This is a genomic window from Ramlibacter alkalitolerans, assembly GCF_016722765.1.
Lineage (GTDB): Bacteria > Pseudomonadota > Gammaproteobacteria > Burkholderiales > Burkholderiaceae_C > Ramlibacter > Ramlibacter alkalitolerans.
Genome location: NZ_JAEQND010000007.1, coordinates 313707 through 328119, shown reverse-complemented (window position 1 = coordinate 328119; position 14413 = coordinate 313707). Strand labels below are relative to the sequence as shown.

Below are 14413 nucleotides of genomic sequence, written 5' to 3'. Positions count from 1 at the left end.
AGGCGGGGACCCAGAAAGGGGCGCGCAAGCGCCCTTTTCCTTTTTCGCGCGCGAGGAGCGATCGAGGTGATTTGAACGCAGAAGCCGCAGAAGTGCGCAAAAGCCGCAAAAGGGAAAACCGATGTCCTTTCGCGGTTTCTGCGTACTTTTGCGGCTTCTGCGTTGGAAATGGCCGGGTCTGCCGCCAGCTCTGTTGAGGCCTGCCCAAGCCGCCTGCGGCAGAATCATCCAGCGATGTCCCGACCCTTCAAGATCCCGCAATCCGTCCTGGTCGTGATCCACACGCCGGACCTCGACGTGCTGCTGATCAACCGCACCGATTTGCCCGGCCACTGGCAGTCGGTCACCGGCTCGAAGGACCACGAGGACGAGAGCTTCGAGCAGACGGCCGTGCGCGAGGTGCGCGAGGAAACGGGGATCGACTGCGCCGCCGGCCGGCTCACCGACTGGGCGCTCGAGAACGTCTACGACATCTACCCGCACTACCTGCACCGCTACGCCCCGGGCGTGACGCGCAACCGCGAGCACGTGTTCGGCCTGTGCGTGCCGGCCGGCACCCCGGTCACCCTGAACCCGCGCGAGCACACGGCCTGGCAGTGGCTGCCGTACCGCCAGGCGGCCGACACCTGCTTCTCGCCTTCCAACGCCGAAGCGATCCTGATGCTGCCAGAATTCGTGGCATGAGCATCCTGCGCGTCGCCACCTACAACATCCACAAGGGTGTGCAGGGCCTGGGCCCGGTGCGGCGGCTCGAGATCCACAACCTCGGGCATGCGGTGGAACAGCTCGACGCCGACGTCGTGTGCCTGCAGGAGGTGCGCAAGGTGCACCGGACCGAGGAGCGCTACTTCACGCGCTGGCCGGAGCTGCCGCAGGCCGAATTCCTCTGCCCCGAGGGCTACTTCGCCGTCTACCAGACCAACGCGCGCACGCGCCACGGCGAGCACGGCAACGCGCTGCTTTCGCGCTGGCCGGTGGTTTCGCAGGGCCACGAGGACATGTCGGACCACCGCTTCGAGCAGCGCGGGCTGCTGCACGTGCAGGTGCTGGTCAACCGCCGGCAGGTGCACGTGATCGTGCTGCACCTGGGGCTGATCGCGGGCAGCCGGCTGCGGCAGATCGAGCAGCTGGGCCGCTACATCGAGCGCGAGGTGCCGAAGAAGGCGCCCGTGGTCGTGGCCGGCGACCTGAACGACTGGGGCGCCAAGCTGCGGCCCGCCATGAACAAGCTGGGCCTGCAGGACTTCGCCGGCGAGCGCGTCAACACCTACCCCTCGCGCCTGCCCATCACGCAGCTGGACTTCGTCTATGCCCGCGGCATGAAGCCCGCCGGCGTCCACGCCCCGCGCGGCCGCATCTGGTGGCGCATGTCGGACCACCTGCCGCTGATCGCCGACTTCAAGCTCTAGGGAGCCATGGCGCACGCAGTTCCGCTCCTGCGGCCCGGCCATCACCTGCAGCTGCTCGAAGGCAGCCGGGCGTTCTTTCCCGCCCTGGTCGCCGCGATCGACGCGGCGCGCACCGAAGTCCTGCTGGAAACCTACATCTTCGACTTCACCGCCACCGGCGCCGAAGTCGCGTATGCGCTGGAGCGCGCGGCCCGGCGCGGCGTGACGGTGCGGCTGATCGTCGACGGCGTGGGCACGCCCGAGTTGCCGGCCTTCTGGCGCGACCGCTTCGACCAGGCGCCGGTGCAATGGCTGGTGTACTCGCCGGTCGGCGCACTGGGCCTGCTGTGGCCGGGCCAGTGGCGGCGGCTGCATCGCAAGCTGTGCGTGATCGACGACTCGGTCGGTTTCTGCGGCGGGATCAACATCCTCGACGACTTCCACGATCCCAACCACGGCCCGCTCGCCTCGCCGCGTTTCGATTTCACGCTGCGCATCGCGGGCCCGCTGGTGCACGAGATCCGCGCCACCATCGAGCGCCAGTGGTCGCGCATCGCGGCCCTCGGGCAGCTGCGGCGGGCGCGCTGGAGCGGTGCCTTGCAGCTGCTGCGCACCGCGACCGGCCGTGCCGCCCCGCCGCCAGCGCCCGCCGACTCCGTGCACGCGAACGTGCGCGCGGCGCTGCTGCTGCGCGACAACCTGCGGCGGCGCGCCATCATCGAACGCGCCTACCTGCGCGCCATCGGGCGGGCGCGCGAGGAGATCATCATCGCCAACGCCTACTTCGTGCCGGGCGGGCGGATGCGGCGCGCGCTGGTCAGCGCGGCCCGCCGCGGCGTGCGCGTGTGCCTGCTGCTGCAGGGGCGCTACGAGTACTTCATGCAGTACTACGCCTCCCGGCCGGTGTTCGGCGCGCTGCTGCGCGCCGGCGTCGAGATCCACGAGTACGCGCCGAGCTTCCTGCACGCCAAGGTGGCGGTGATCGATGGCCGCTGGGCGACGGTCGGTTCGTCCAACCTCGACCCGCTCAGCCTGCTGCTGGCGCGCGAGGCCAACGTGGTGGTGGAGGACCGCGGCTTCGCCACCCAGTTGCGCGAGCGGCTGGTGGCGGCCATGCAGGACGAGGGGCAGCGCATGGACGCGGCGGCCTACGAGCGGCGGCCGCCGCTGCAGCGCGCCAAGGAGCGGCTGGCGCTGGTCGTCATGCGGGCGCTGCTCGCCATCCAGGGGAAGAAGTACCTGTGAGCGCGGACCTCGTCGTGCAACGCCCTGAAGGCCTGTATTGCCCGCCGGGCGATTTCTACATCGACCCGTGGCGGCCGGTCGCGCGCGCGGTGATCACTCACGCGCATTCGGACCATGCCCGCTATGGCAACGGCCACTACCTGGCCGCGGCACCGGCCGAGGGCGTGCTGCGCGCCCGCCTGGGCGAGATCGCGCTGCAGACGCTGCCCTACGGGGAAGCCGTGCAGCACCACGGCGTGACGGTGTCGCTGCATCCGGCCGGCCACGTGCTGGGCTCGGCGCAGGTGCGGCTGGAACATGGCGGGCAGGTGTGGGTGGCGAGCGGCGACTACAAGGTCGCGCCGGATCCCACTTGCGCGCCCTTCGAGCCGGTGCGCTGCGACGTCTTCATCACCGAATCGACCTTCGGCCTGCCGATCTACCGCTGGTGTCCCGACGAGGAACTCTTCGCCGACATCAACGCCTGGTGGGCGCGCAACGTGGAGCATGGCCGGGCCAGCGTGCTGGCCTGCTACAGCTTCGGCAAGGCGCAGCGGGTGCTGGCGGGCGTCGACCCTTCGATCGGGCCGATCATCGTGCATGGTGCGGTGAAGCCGCTGAACGAGGCCTACGGCGCTGCCGGGGTGGCGCTGCCGGACACGCGCATGGTCACCGAGGTCACCGACAAGGCCGACCTGCGCCGCTGCCTGGTGGTGTGCCCGCCGAGCGCCGTGGGAAGCACGTGGCTGCGGCGCTTCGGCGATGCGCAGACGGCTTTCGCCAGCGGCTGGATGCAGGTGCGCGGCAACCGCCGCCGCGGCGGCTACGACCGCGGCTTCGTGCTCTCCGACCACGCCGACTGGCCGGGCCTGCACGAAGCGATCGCGGCGACGGGCGCGCAACGCGTGATCGTCACGCACGGCAGCGCGGCGGCCATGGTGCGGTATCTGGGCGAGAAGGGCTTGCAGGCGGAGGCGTTCGAAACCGAATACGGCGACGACGTGGTCGAGGCGGATGTGCAGGCTGGGGAGGGGGGATGAAGGCAGGGACATCCGAACGCAGAAGCCGCAAAAGCTACGCGAAAGCCGCGAAAGGAAAATCCTTCGGAAATCTTCTTTTGCGGTTTTTGCGTAACCTTTGCGGCTTCTGCGTTCAAGGTTTTCCCCTTCGCGCCCGCGCCGACGCATGAAGCGCTTCTCCCGCCTCTTCAGCGAGCTCGATGCGACGACCTCCACCAACGAGAAGGTGGAGGCGCTGACGCGCTATTTCGCCGAGGCGCCGGCGCGCGATGCGGCGTGGGCGGTGTATTTCCTGGCGGGCGGCAAGCCACGGCAGGTGGTGAAGACCGGCTCGCTCGTGAGCCTCGCCTGCTACCTCGCGCAGGTCGAGCCCTGGCTGTTCGACGAGTGCTACCAGCAGGTCGGCGATCTCGCCGAGACCATCGCGCTGGTGCTGCCGCGCGGCAACGAGCCGTCCGACGTCGGGCTCGCCGAGTGGATCGAGGAGCGCCTGCTGCCCCTGCGCGGCCTGCCGGACGACGAGGTCGCCCGGCGCGTCGGCACCTGGTGGTGGGAACTCGACACGCTCGGGCGCTTCCTGCTCACCAAGCTGGTGGGCGGCGGCTTCCGCGTCGGCGTGAGCAAGCTGCTGGTGCAGCGCGCGCTGGCCGCCCACGCCGGCATCGACGCCAAGCGCGTCGCCCAGCGCATGATGGGCTACACCGACGGCAAGGTGATGCCCTCGCCGGAGCGCTACGAGGCGCTGGTCGCACAGGCGCAGGAGGGCGTCGTGGAGCAGCCGGATGCCGGCCAGCCCTATCCCTTCTTCCTGGCGCACCAGCTCGATCTGCCGCCGGAACTGTTCTCTGCGCGCCTCGGCCCGGTGAGCGACTGGATGGTGGAGTGGAAGTACGACGGCATCCGCGGCCAGGTCATCCAGCGCGCCGGCCAGGTGTGGATCTGGTCGCGCGGCGAGGAACTCGTCACCGAGCGCTTCCCCGAGATCGAGGCGCTGGCGCGCACGCTGCCGGAGGGCACCGTGCTGGATGGCGAGATCCTGGTCTGGAAGGACGAGGCCGACCCGGAAACGGGCGAGGTCGCGGGCCGGCCGGCGCCCTTCGCCCTGCTGCAGCAGCGCATCGGGCGCAAGAACGTGACGAAGAAGATCCTGGCCGAGGCGCCGGTCAGCTTCATGGCCTACGACCTGCTGGAGCAGGACGGGCAGGACGTCCGCTCGGTGCCGCAAGGCGAACGCCGCGCCCGCCTGGAAGCCCTGCTGGCCGGCACGCGCTTCCTGCTCTCGCCCGTCGAGCGCGAAGACTCCTGGCTGGCGTTCGCCCGCAAGCGGGCCCAATCGCGCGAGCGCGGGGTGGAAGGCTTCATGCTCAAGCGGCTGGATGCCGCCTACGGCACCGGCCGGACCAAGGCCGAGGGCCTGTGGTGGAAGTGGAAGATCGATCCCATGAGCGTCGACTGCGTGCTGGTGTACGCGCAGCCGGGGCACGGCCGCCGGTCCTCGGTCCACACCGACTACACCTTCGCGGTCTGGAACCGTGCGCCGGCCGACCGCCAGGAAGCCGAGGACGTCGTGCGCAAGATGGAGCGCAAGGAGCCGCCGGAGCCCGGCCAACTGCAGCTGGTGCCCTTCGCCAAGGCCTATTCCGGCCTGACCGACGAGGAATTCCGGCAGGTCGACGCCCTGATCCGCAAGTCCACCATCGAGAAGTTCGGTCCGGTGCGCAGCGTCAAGCCCGCCCTGGTCTTCGAGCTGGGCTTCGAGGGCATCCAGCGCAGCGGCCGCCACCGCAGCGGCATCGCGGTGCGCTTCCCGCGCATGCTGCGCATCCGCCACGACAAGCCCCTGCACGAGGCCAATACCCTGCAGGACCTGGAACGCCTGCTGGGCTCGTAGCATCTGGAGGGGGTCGCAACCCCCGGTGTTAAAGTCGACCATGTTGATGAAAGCCGATCCGTCCAGCCAACTGAGCCAGGTCGCCCCCGAGGAGGGCACGCCCGTGTCGGTCAAGATCCGCGAGCGCGTGCTGGCCGCGCGCAAGCGTTTCCATTCCAACGACAACATCGCCGACTACATCGAGCCCGGCGAGCTGGAACTGCTGCTCGACGAGGTCGAGGAGAAGATGCAGGCCGTGCTGGACAGCATGGTCATCGACACCACCAACGACCACAACACCGGCGACACGGCGCGCCGGGTGGCCAAGATGTACCTCACCGAGGTCTTCAGGGGCCGCTACGTCAAGGCGCCGCCGATCACGGAATTCCCCAACGCGGAGCACCTGAACGAGCTGATGATCGTCGGCCCGATCACCGTGCGTTCCGCCTGCAGCCACCACCTGTGCCCGGTGGTCGGCAAGCTGTGGATCGGCGTGATGCCCAACGAGCACACCAACGTGATCGGCCTGTCCAAGTACGCGCGGCTGGCCGAATGGATCATGGGCCGGCCCCAGATCCAGGAAGAGGCCGTGGTGCAGCTGGCCGACCTGATCATGGAAAAGACGCAGCCCGACGGCCTGGCGCTGGTGATGGAGGCCCGCCACTACTGCATGGCCTGGCGCGGCGTGAAGGACCTGGACAGCAAGATGATCAACTCGGTGATGCGCGGCGCCTTCCTGAAGGACCCGACCTTGCGCCGCGAATTCCTCGCCCTGATTCCCCGGAAAGACTAGGCCAGGCACATGCTCGTCCGACTCCTGTATTGCAGCCGCGCGGTGGACGCCAGCGAGGGCGCCATCGAAGCGATCCTGCGCGAGGGTCGCGAGCACAACCAGGCTTCCGGCATCACCGGCATCCTGTGCTACGGCGACGGCATCTTCCTGCAGTGCATCGAGGGCGGCCGCATGCAGGTCAACGAGCTGTACGCCACCATCCAGAAGGACGCCCGCCACAAGGACGTCGCGCTGCTGCACTACGAGGAAGTCCTGGAGCGCCGCTTCGGCGGCTGGAGCATGGGGCAGGTGAACATCTCCAAGCTCAATCACAGCACGCTCCTCAAGTACTCCGAGAAGCCCGAGCTCGACCCGTATTCGGTCTCTGGCAAGGTGTCCCTCTCGCTGCTGGAGGACCTGGCGGCCACCGCCGCGATCTGCGGTCGCGGCTGAAGGCGTGCTCCTCGGCTGCGATTTCTCCAGCACCCCGACGCGCCGCAAGCCGATCCTGATCGCCCTGGGCGAGGAGTCCGGCGGCCGGGTGCAGCTCACGCGGATCGAACGCATCGAGACGCTGGCCGGCTTCGGCGACTGGCTGCGGCAGCCGCAGCCCTGGATCGGCGGCTTCGACTTTCCCTTCGGGCTGCCGCGCGCGCTGGTGGAGCACCTCGGCTGGCCGACCGACTGGCGCGAGTGCATGCGCCACTACGCCGGCCTCACGCGGCCGCAGATCCGCGCCACCTTCGCTGCCTACTGTGACGCCCGTCCCGCGGGCTCCAAGTTCGCCCACCGGCGCTTCGACAAGCTCGCCGGGTCGAGCCCCTCGATGAAATGGGTCAATCCGCCGGTCGCGTACATGCTGCATGCGGCGGTGCCGCTGCTGCTGCACGCCGGCGTGCACATCCCCGGACTGCACGAAGGCGATCCGCAGCGTGTCGCGCTCGAGGCGTATCCGGGGCTGCTGGCGCGTGAACTGATCGCGCGGCGCAGCTACAAGAGCGACGAGAAGGCCAGGCAGACCGCGGAGCGCCTGATCGCCCGCAAGGATCTGATCACCGCGCTCGAACAGGGCCGATCGCGCCTGGGCCTGCGAGTGAAGCTGACCCATGCGCAGCACGATGCGCTGGTCGACGACGCCAGCGGCGACAGCCTCGATGCCGTGCTGTGCCTGGTGCAGGCCGCGTGGGCCGCGCGGCAGGGGGCGCCCCGCTACGGCCTGCCGGAAGACCTGGATCCGCTGGAAGGCTGGATCGTGAGCGCGTGATGCTGGCGCGCTTGCCAAATTGCTGCTCACCCGCCCACTCCCGTTGACACGTGGGTGATTGTCAACTATGGTTGACACATGGACGTGCGCACGACGCCGCAGTTCGACCACTGGATGGAGGGGCTGCGGGACGTGCAGGGTCGCGCTCGCATCGTAGTGCGCATCGAGCGTCTTTCGCAGGGCAATCCCGGCCAGCATCGTGTGCTGGCGGGCGGCGTGGTGGAACTGAAGATCGACGTCGGCCCCGGCTACCGCGTGTACTTCACCCGCCACGGCACGCAGCTGGTGCTGCTGCTGTGCGGCGGTGACAAGAGCACGCAGCAGCGCGACATCCAGACCGCTCTCCGGCTCGCAGAGGAATACCCGCCATGACCAAAGAGACCAAGCCCGAGACCAGGCCCTGGAACGTCCAGGACTACCTTCGGACCCCTGAAGATTGCGCCGCGTTCATCGAAGCGGCGATCGAGGAGGCCGGTGACGATCCGGCATTCGTCGCAAAGGCGCTGGGGGAAGTAGCGCGCTCCCGCGGAGTCGCCAGCATCTCCCGCGAGACTGGCATCAGCCGCGAGGGCCTCTACAAGGCGCTTTCGCCGGAAGGCAACCCGAGCCTGGGGACGGTGCTCAAGGTGCTGCGCGCGCTGGGCCTGCAGCTGCAGGTGCGCCCGCGTGGGGAGCCGCAGCAGGCCTGAGGCGGGTCATGCACTGCTTGCAACTGCGAGACAGCCAAGCAGCCGCGGCGCTCCCCGGCCGCCGCCCTTTGCATTAGTCTTCGCACGATCCACATCCAGGGAGCCGCGATGGCGAAGACACCCGAGGTGCGCAAGGGCGAGTGGGGCGGCCTGCATCCGCGCGATGAATTCCGCGAGCGCTTCCGCGCGCGCTTCCACGATCCCGCGTACCGCGGCGAGGACGAGGCCATAGCCCGCCTGGAGGCCATCGCCTGGGAGGCCTACTCGAAGGGCCACAAGGCGCCCGTCACCCGGAAGGCCGGCCGCGAATTCAAGGACCCCGACTACGACCTTTCCGTGGAGTGGTACGAGGCGCGCAACCGGCTGCTCGCCGCGCAGGCGCGCTGGAGCGATCCCGCCACGCCTTCGCGCGTGCTGGTGATCTGCGGGGCGCCCCGCAACGACGGCACCTGCCCCGGCGAGATGTCCAAGACCTTCCGCCTGGCGCGCATCGCGCAGGAGACGCTGCGCGCCGAAGGCCTGGAGGTGGACCTGCTGGACCTGAGCCAGCTCACCTCCGACTTCGACCGCCACATCCACCCGTGCAAGGGCTGCGTGTCCACCGCCATGCCGCTTTGCCACTGGCCGTGCAGCTGCTACCCGAACCACGCCACCCAGCAGGTCAACGACTGGATGAACGAAATCTACGAGCGCTGGACCGCCGCCCACGGCATCCTGCTGCTCACGCCCACGCACTGGTACGCCACCTCCAGCCCGATCAAGCTGATGATGGACCGCCTAGTCTGCGCCGACGGCGGCAATCCCGACCCCACCACCACCGGCGGCAAGGACGCCGCCAAGGCCAAGGCGCTGGAACTGGAAGGCTGGGACTATCCGAAGCACCTCGCGGGCCGGGCCTACGGCGTGGTGGTGCACGGCGACGTGGCCGGCATCGACGGCGCCCGCCGCATCCTGTGCGACCAGCTGGACTGGATGGGCCTGCTGGATGCCGGCGCGAGCAGCCGGCTCGATCGCTACGTCGGCTACTACGAGCCCTACGCCACCAGCCACGACGCGCTGGATGCCGACGAAGCCTTCCAGGAGGAAGTGCGCAACGCCGCCCGCGCCCTGGCGCAGGCGGTGGCCGAACTGCGGCAGGGCCGGCTCAGCGCACCGGGGCGGAATCTCGTGCGTCCGCGTCCGAAGTAGGCGGCTCCGGCAGCACCTCGTCGCGCTTCAGGGTGCCGAAGGCGTGCAGCGCGTCGTTGTCGGTGCGGTACATCTTCAGCAGCGGATCGGGGCCGAGCACGCCGGCGCGTTCCAGCACGCGTTCCACCGGCAGCTTGATGCCGCTGATGTGCAGCGTCACGCCGCGCTCCCGCAGCGTCTTGCGCAGCTGGCTGAACATCTCCACGCCGGTGGCGTCGATGCGGTTGATCGGCTGCGCCAGCAGGCACACATCACGCACTTCCGGGTGCAGTGCCAGGTGCTCCACGATGGCGCGTTCCATGTCGGTGGCCGAGGCGAAGTCCAGCTCCGCGTCCATGCGCAGCGCATAGAGCTGCGGCGCCAGCGGCGGCAGCTTCCACAGGTGGCGATCCCGCAGGCTGCCGTCCGGATGCAGGCCCACCTCGATGATGCGCGGGTGCAGCCGCAGGTACAGGAAGTACGCCAGCCCGATCAGCACGCCCGTGAGCACGCCCCAGTAGATCCGGGGGGCGGAAAGGATGGTGACCGCGAAGGTGGTGAGCGCCGTGGCCGCCTCCACCCGGTCGATGCCCCACAGCTGCACGAAGACGCGCGGCTTGAACAGGCTGGAGACGGCGGCCACGACGACGGCGGACAGCACCGCCTTGGGCACGTGCGACAGGGCCGGCGTGAGGAACAGCAGCACGAGCAGCACGATGACGGTCGCGATCACCGTGGCCCAGCCCGTGCGTGCGCCCGCATAGAGCGTGAGCGCCGAGCGCGAGAACGAGGTGCTGGTGGCGAACGCGCCCGAGAGGCCCGAGGCCAGCTTGCCGACCCCCTGGCCGATCAGGTCCTGGTTGGCATCCCAGCGCTTGCTGTCACGCTGGCTCTCGATCTTGGCGCTGGCGGCCATCTCCAGCGAGCTGACCAGCGTCAGCACGAGCGCGGGTGGCAGCAGCATGGAGAACTGCTCCCACCCCGGCCACGCCGGCCAGTAGAAGGCCGGCAGCCCCTGCGGCAGCGGCCCGACCACCGCGCCGCCGTTGCTGGAATAGCCGGTGAGAAAACTCAGGAGGCCGGCCGCCGCGAGCACGATCAGCATGATCGGCAGCCGCGGCGCGACGCGGCGCGCGCCGACGAACAGCACCAGGCTCACCACGCCGTAGGCGAGCGCCTGCGGGTCGAGGCGCGGCGAATGCAGCAGCTCGCCGAGCGAGCCCTGCAGGCCCATCAGCGCCGGCAGCTGCGAGGCGATGATCAGCAGCGCGGCGGCCTGGCTGAAGCCGGTGAGCACGGGCGAACTCACCAGGTTGAGCACCCACGCCGAGCGCGTCACGCCGACGGCGACCTGCAGGAAGCCGGCCAGCAGCGCCAGCCACACGGCCAGCGCCACCCAGCTCGCGCTGCCCGGCTGCGCCATGCCGATCAGGGAGGCGCCCACCAGCACGCTGCTCAGGGCGGAGGGACCCACGGAAAGGCGCGTCGACGCGCTGAACAGGACCGCGACGACGGCGGGCAGGAAGGTGGCGTAGAGGCCGGCCACGAGCGGCATGCCGGCCAGGCCGGCATAGGCGACGGACTGCGGGATCATCACCACGGCGACGGTGATCGCCGCGATGCCCTCGCCACGCAGCAGGTGCGCGTCGGGGCGGGGCCAATTCAGGAAGGGGAGCCAACGGGACAGCTTGGACATCGGCCCGAGTATCACTCAGCGCTGCGGCATGTCCTTCACCGAGTAACCGAGGCTCACCGTCGCATCGTCCGGGATCGCCGGCATCGTCTCGTTCCAGGCCTCCCAGGCATCGCGCAGTTGCGCCAGCCGGGCCGGCTGCCGCCCCGCGAGGTTGGCACGCTCGCGCTCGTCGCCGGCCAGGTCGAACAGGTAGTCGTGGCCGTCCACGCGCAGGTACTTCCAGTCGCCGTCGCGCAGGGCGCGCTGGCCCCGGTGGTTCATGCGCCAGTGCAGCGGGCGGGCGAAGGTGCGCCCCGGATCCTGCAGCACCGGCGCCAGCGAGACGCCATCGAGCGGGTAGGCCGGATCGGCCGGCGCGCCCGCGAGTTCGAGCATCGTGGCGGACCAGTCCATCGTCATGCACGGCTGCGCCGTGACCTGCCCCGGCCGGATGCCGGCGGGCCAGTGGGCGATCCACGGCACGCGGATGCCGCCCTCCGTGAGGTCCATCTTGCCGCCCACCAGGGGCCAGTTGTCCGAGAAGCGCTCGCCGCCGTTGTCGCTGGTGAAGACGACCAGCGTGTCGCGCTCCAGGCCATGGCGGCGCAGCGCCTGCATCACCGCGCCGATGCCTTCGTCCATGTGGTGGATCATGCGGCGGTAGGTGTGGATGTTGCCGCCATGCAGGTGGAACAGGTTGTCCTTCACCTCCTGCGCCAGCGCCGCATCGTCGCGGGTCTCCCACGGCCAGTGCGGCGCCGTGTAGTGCAGGCTCAGGAAGAAAGGGCGCTGCGGGTCCTGCGCCATGCGGCCCACGTAGTCGACCGCGCGCTGCGAGATCAGGTCGGTCAGGTAGCCTTCCTCGGCCCGCTCCTCCTCGCCGGACCAGAGGTCGTGCTGGCCGTTGGAACTGCAGTGGGTGAAGTAGTCGACGCCGCCCGACATCGGGCCGAAGTACTCCTCGTAGCCGGAGCGCAGCGGGCCGAAATGCGGCGGATAGCCCAGGTGCCACTTGCCGATCAGGGCCGTGCGGTAGCCGGCCTGCTTCAGCAGCGAAGGCAGCGTGGGATGCGCGGGCGGCAGGCCCAGCGTGGCACTGCCGCGGCTGCGGCTGTTGATCGGCTCCTCCGCGGCGCCGCGCAGGCGGTACTGGTAGCGCGCCGTCATCAGCGCGAAGCGCGTCGGCGAGCAGACCGGGGAGTTGGAATAGCCCTGCGTGAAGCGCAGGCCGTCGGCGGCGAGCGCATCGAGCTGGGGCGAGACGGGGCCGAACTCCGCGTCGCGGCCGCCGTAGCAGCCCAGGTCGGCGAAGCCGAGGTCGTCGGCGACGATGAAGATCAGGTTGGGCCGGCGCGCCATCACTCGACCTTCATTCCCGTCACGCGGATCACCTTGCCGTAGCGGTCGGACAGTTCGGCCAGGCGCTTGCCCGCCGCCGCGCCCGCCAGGCCCTCGTAGTGCAGGTCCAGGCCTTCGAGCCGGGCGCGCAGGTCCGGGCGCGCCAGTGCGTCGGCCATGGCCTTCTGCATCGCCTGCACCACCGGCTCCGGCGTGGCCGCGGGCACCATCGCGAGGTACAGGACCTCCTGTTCGAGCTGCGGCAGGCCGGCTTCGGCCACGGTGGGAATCCCGGGCGCGAGCGTGGAGCGCGTGCGGCTGGTGACGGCCAGCGGCGTGATCTTGCCGGCCTTCACGTGCGGCAGCATGCCCGGCGTGGCCAGCACGCCGGCGTCGACTTCGCCGGACAGCACCGCCGTCACGGCCGGCGTGTTGCCCTTGTAGGGCACGTGCGTGATCTTCGCGCCGGTGGCTTCGGTCAGCAGTTCCGCGGCGAGGTGGCCGGGGCTGCCGCTGCCGGCGGAGCTGAAGGTGACCGACTTGACCTTCGCCGCGGCGACCAGGTCCTGCATCGTGCGGAAACCGGTGGACGGATGCACGCCGACCAGCAGCCCCGAGGACGCGATGACGAGCACCGGCCGCAGGTCCGCCGGCTTGAACGGCATGCCCTTGTAGATGTGCGGATTGACCGTGAAGGTGCTGTCGATCCCGAACAGCACCGTGCTGCCGTCCGGCGCCGCCTTGGCCACGGCGTCGGAGCCGATGTTGCCGCTGGCCCCCGGCTTGTTCTCCACGATGAAGGGCTGCTTGAACTGGTTGGCGAGCACGTCGGCGATCGAGCGTGCGATCAGGTCGGACGGGCCGCCGGGCGGAAAGCTGTTGAGAAATTTCACCGGCTTGGTCGGCCACACCGTCTGGGCCACGGCGGGTGCGAGGGCGGCCGCGAGCAGCGCTGCGGCGAGCAGTCGTTTCATCATCCTTCCTTCAGGGCTGGTAGCCCGATTGCGTCACCACCGGCGCCCACTGCGCGCGGTAGGCCTTCAACATGGCTTCGGTCTGCGCCTGCGTGGCCACCACCGGCGACATCTGCGCCGCGAGGAGCTTGCGCTGGGTGTCGGCATCGGCCATCACGTCGCGGATGGCCTCGGCATAGCGCTGCACCAGCGGCCCGGGCATCGACGCCGGCGCGAAGAACGCGTTCCACCCCGTGGCCGTGAGGTTCAGTCCGGACTCGCGGAACGTGGGCACGTCGGGCGCGATGGCCGAGCGCTTCGCGCCGGAGGTGGCCAGGATGCGCAGCTTGCCGGCCTGGTGCTGGGGCAGCACCGTGTCGAGCGTGTCGATCGAGACCGGAATCTGGCCCCCGACCAGGTCGGTGATCAGCGGCGCGGAGCCGCGGTAGCCCACCACCTGCGCCTTGACGCCGGCCGCCTGCGCCAGCATCAGCGCGAAGAAGTGCGGCAGGCTGCCGGTGGCCGGCACGCCGAAGTTGGCCTTGTCCGGGTTGGCGCGCAGCCAGGCGAGCAGGTGCGACAGTTCCCGCACCGGCACGGCCGTGGCGACGCTGAGCGCAAACTCGTAGTCGTTGACGTGCGACACGGCCACGAAGTCGCGTTCGGGGTCGTAGCCGTTGTCCTTGAACACCAGCGGCGCGACGACCAGCACCGCGGGGTTGGCGAGCATCAGCACGTGCTGGCCGGCGGGCGTGGCCTTGACCTGCTGCGCCGCGAGCCGGCCGCCGGCGCCGGTGCGGTTCTCCACGATCACCGTGGTGCCGAGCTTCGCCTGCAGCTTTTCGCCGACGATGCGGGCGACGCGGTCGGTGGCACCGCCGGGCGCGAAGCCGGTCACGATGCGCAGGGTCTCGCCCTGCGCGTGCAGGGCGGCGGTGGCCGGGCCGAGCAGCGTGGCGATCAAGGCGTCTCTTCTTCTCATGGTGGCTCCTGCGGATTCGGCCCATGCTCAATGTAGTGCGGCCACAATGGGTCGGGTGCCCCCATCGTCCTG

At 69.9% G+C, this 14413-nt stretch carries 15 protein-coding genes; 11 read left to right on the top strand and 4 right to left on the bottom strand.

Features of this window, described 5'->3' with window-relative positions; translation table 11 throughout:
- Positions 1-234: 234 nt before the first annotated feature.
- The 11 genes from nudB (at position 235) to JI746_RS14550 (ending at position 9414) form a co-directional block, all read left to right on the top strand.
- Entirely contained in the window at positions 235-684 is a 450-nt protein-coding gene (gene nudB / locus JI746_RS14600) for a dihydroneopterin triphosphate diphosphatase (protein ID WP_201690417.1), read from the top strand.
- Positions 681-1409 (top strand): endonuclease/exonuclease/phosphatase family protein, encoded by a 729-nt coding sequence (locus tag JI746_RS14595; RefSeq protein ID WP_201690416.1) that lies wholly within the window; start codon positions 681-683, stop codon positions 1407-1409. Before nudB ends, JI746_RS14595 begins: the two co-directional genes overlap by 4 nt.
- Before the next feature lie 6 nt (positions 1410-1415).
- The gene (gene clsB / locus JI746_RS14590; protein WP_201690415.1) at positions 1416-2633 is read left to right on the top strand and encodes a cardiolipin synthase ClsB; all 1218 of its coding nucleotides are present in this window, start codon (positions 1416-1418) and stop codon (positions 2631-2633) included.
- Positions 2630-3652: a ligase-associated DNA damage response exonuclease gene (locus JI746_RS14585; protein WP_201690414.1), complete on the top strand. Its 1023-nt coding sequence runs from the start codon at positions 2630-2632 to the stop codon at positions 3650-3652. The genes clsB and JI746_RS14585 overlap by 4 nt, the downstream gene beginning before the upstream one ends.
- 145 nt (positions 3653-3797) lie before the next feature.
- Complete coding sequence (locus tag JI746_RS14580; RefSeq protein ID WP_201690413.1) at positions 3798-5522, top strand: ATP-dependent DNA ligase; 1725 nt, start codon at positions 3798-3800, stop codon at positions 5520-5522.
- 40 nt (positions 5523-5562) lie between these two features.
- The gene (folE, locus tag JI746_RS14575) at positions 5563-6294 is read left to right on the top strand and encodes a GTP cyclohydrolase I (RefSeq protein ID WP_408004101.1); all 732 of its coding nucleotides are present in this window, start codon (positions 5563-5565) and stop codon (positions 6292-6294) included.
- A 9-nt stretch (positions 6295-6303) separates the two neighbouring features.
- Positions 6304-6726, top strand: a complete 423-nt coding sequence (locus tag JI746_RS14570; RefSeq protein WP_201690411.1) for a BLUF domain-containing protein — start codon at positions 6304-6306, stop codon at positions 6724-6726.
- Positions 6727-6730: 4 nt separating this feature from the next.
- A complete protein-coding gene (locus JI746_RS14565; RefSeq protein WP_201690410.1) occupies positions 6731-7537 on the top strand; it encodes a DUF429 domain-containing protein in 807 nt (268 codons plus the stop codon).
- 78 nt (positions 7538-7615) lie between these two features.
- Positions 7616-7909: a type II toxin-antitoxin system RelE/ParE family toxin gene (locus tag JI746_RS14560; RefSeq protein WP_201690408.1), complete on the top strand. Its 294-nt coding sequence runs from the start codon at positions 7616-7618 to the stop codon at positions 7907-7909.
- Positions 7906-8226: an addiction module antidote protein gene (locus JI746_RS14555; RefSeq protein ID WP_201690406.1), complete on the top strand. Its 321-nt coding sequence runs from the start codon at positions 7906-7908 to the stop codon at positions 8224-8226. The genes JI746_RS14560 and JI746_RS14555 overlap by 4 nt, the downstream gene beginning before the upstream one ends.
- A 108-nt stretch (positions 8227-8334) precedes the next feature.
- Positions 8335-9414 (top strand): flavodoxin family protein, encoded by a 1080-nt coding sequence (locus tag JI746_RS14550; RefSeq protein WP_201690404.1) that lies wholly within the window; start codon positions 8335-8337, stop codon positions 9412-9414.
- Here JI746_RS14550 and JI746_RS14545 read toward each other — a convergent pair.
- Genes JI746_RS14545 through JI746_RS14530 form a run of 4 tightly spaced genes read right to left on the bottom strand, consistent with a single transcriptional unit; the run spans position 9371 to position 14341 of the window.
- Positions 9371-11089 carry a SulP family inorganic anion transporter gene (locus tag JI746_RS14545; RefSeq protein ID WP_201690402.1) on the bottom strand — a complete coding sequence of 573 codons (1719 nt, stop codon included), beginning with the start codon at positions 11087-11089 and terminating at the stop codon, positions 9371-9373. The two genes, JI746_RS14550 and JI746_RS14545, sit on opposite strands and share 44 nt — an antisense overlap.
- Positions 11090-11104: 15 nt before the next feature.
- Positions 11105-12427 (bottom strand): sulfatase family protein, encoded by a 1323-nt coding sequence (locus JI746_RS14540; RefSeq protein ID WP_201690400.1) that lies wholly within the window; start codon positions 12425-12427, stop codon positions 11105-11107.
- Positions 12427-13380 (bottom strand): Bug family tripartite tricarboxylate transporter substrate binding protein, encoded by a 954-nt coding sequence (locus JI746_RS14535; protein ID WP_236599830.1) that lies wholly within the window; start codon positions 13378-13380, stop codon positions 12427-12429. Before JI746_RS14535 ends, JI746_RS14540 begins: the two co-directional genes overlap by 1 nt.
- Positions 13381-13390: 10 nt before the next feature.
- Positions 13391-14341 (bottom strand): Bug family tripartite tricarboxylate transporter substrate binding protein, encoded by a 951-nt coding sequence (locus JI746_RS14530; RefSeq protein WP_201690397.1) that lies wholly within the window; start codon positions 14339-14341, stop codon positions 13391-13393.
- Positions 14342-14413 lie beyond the last annotated feature (72 nt).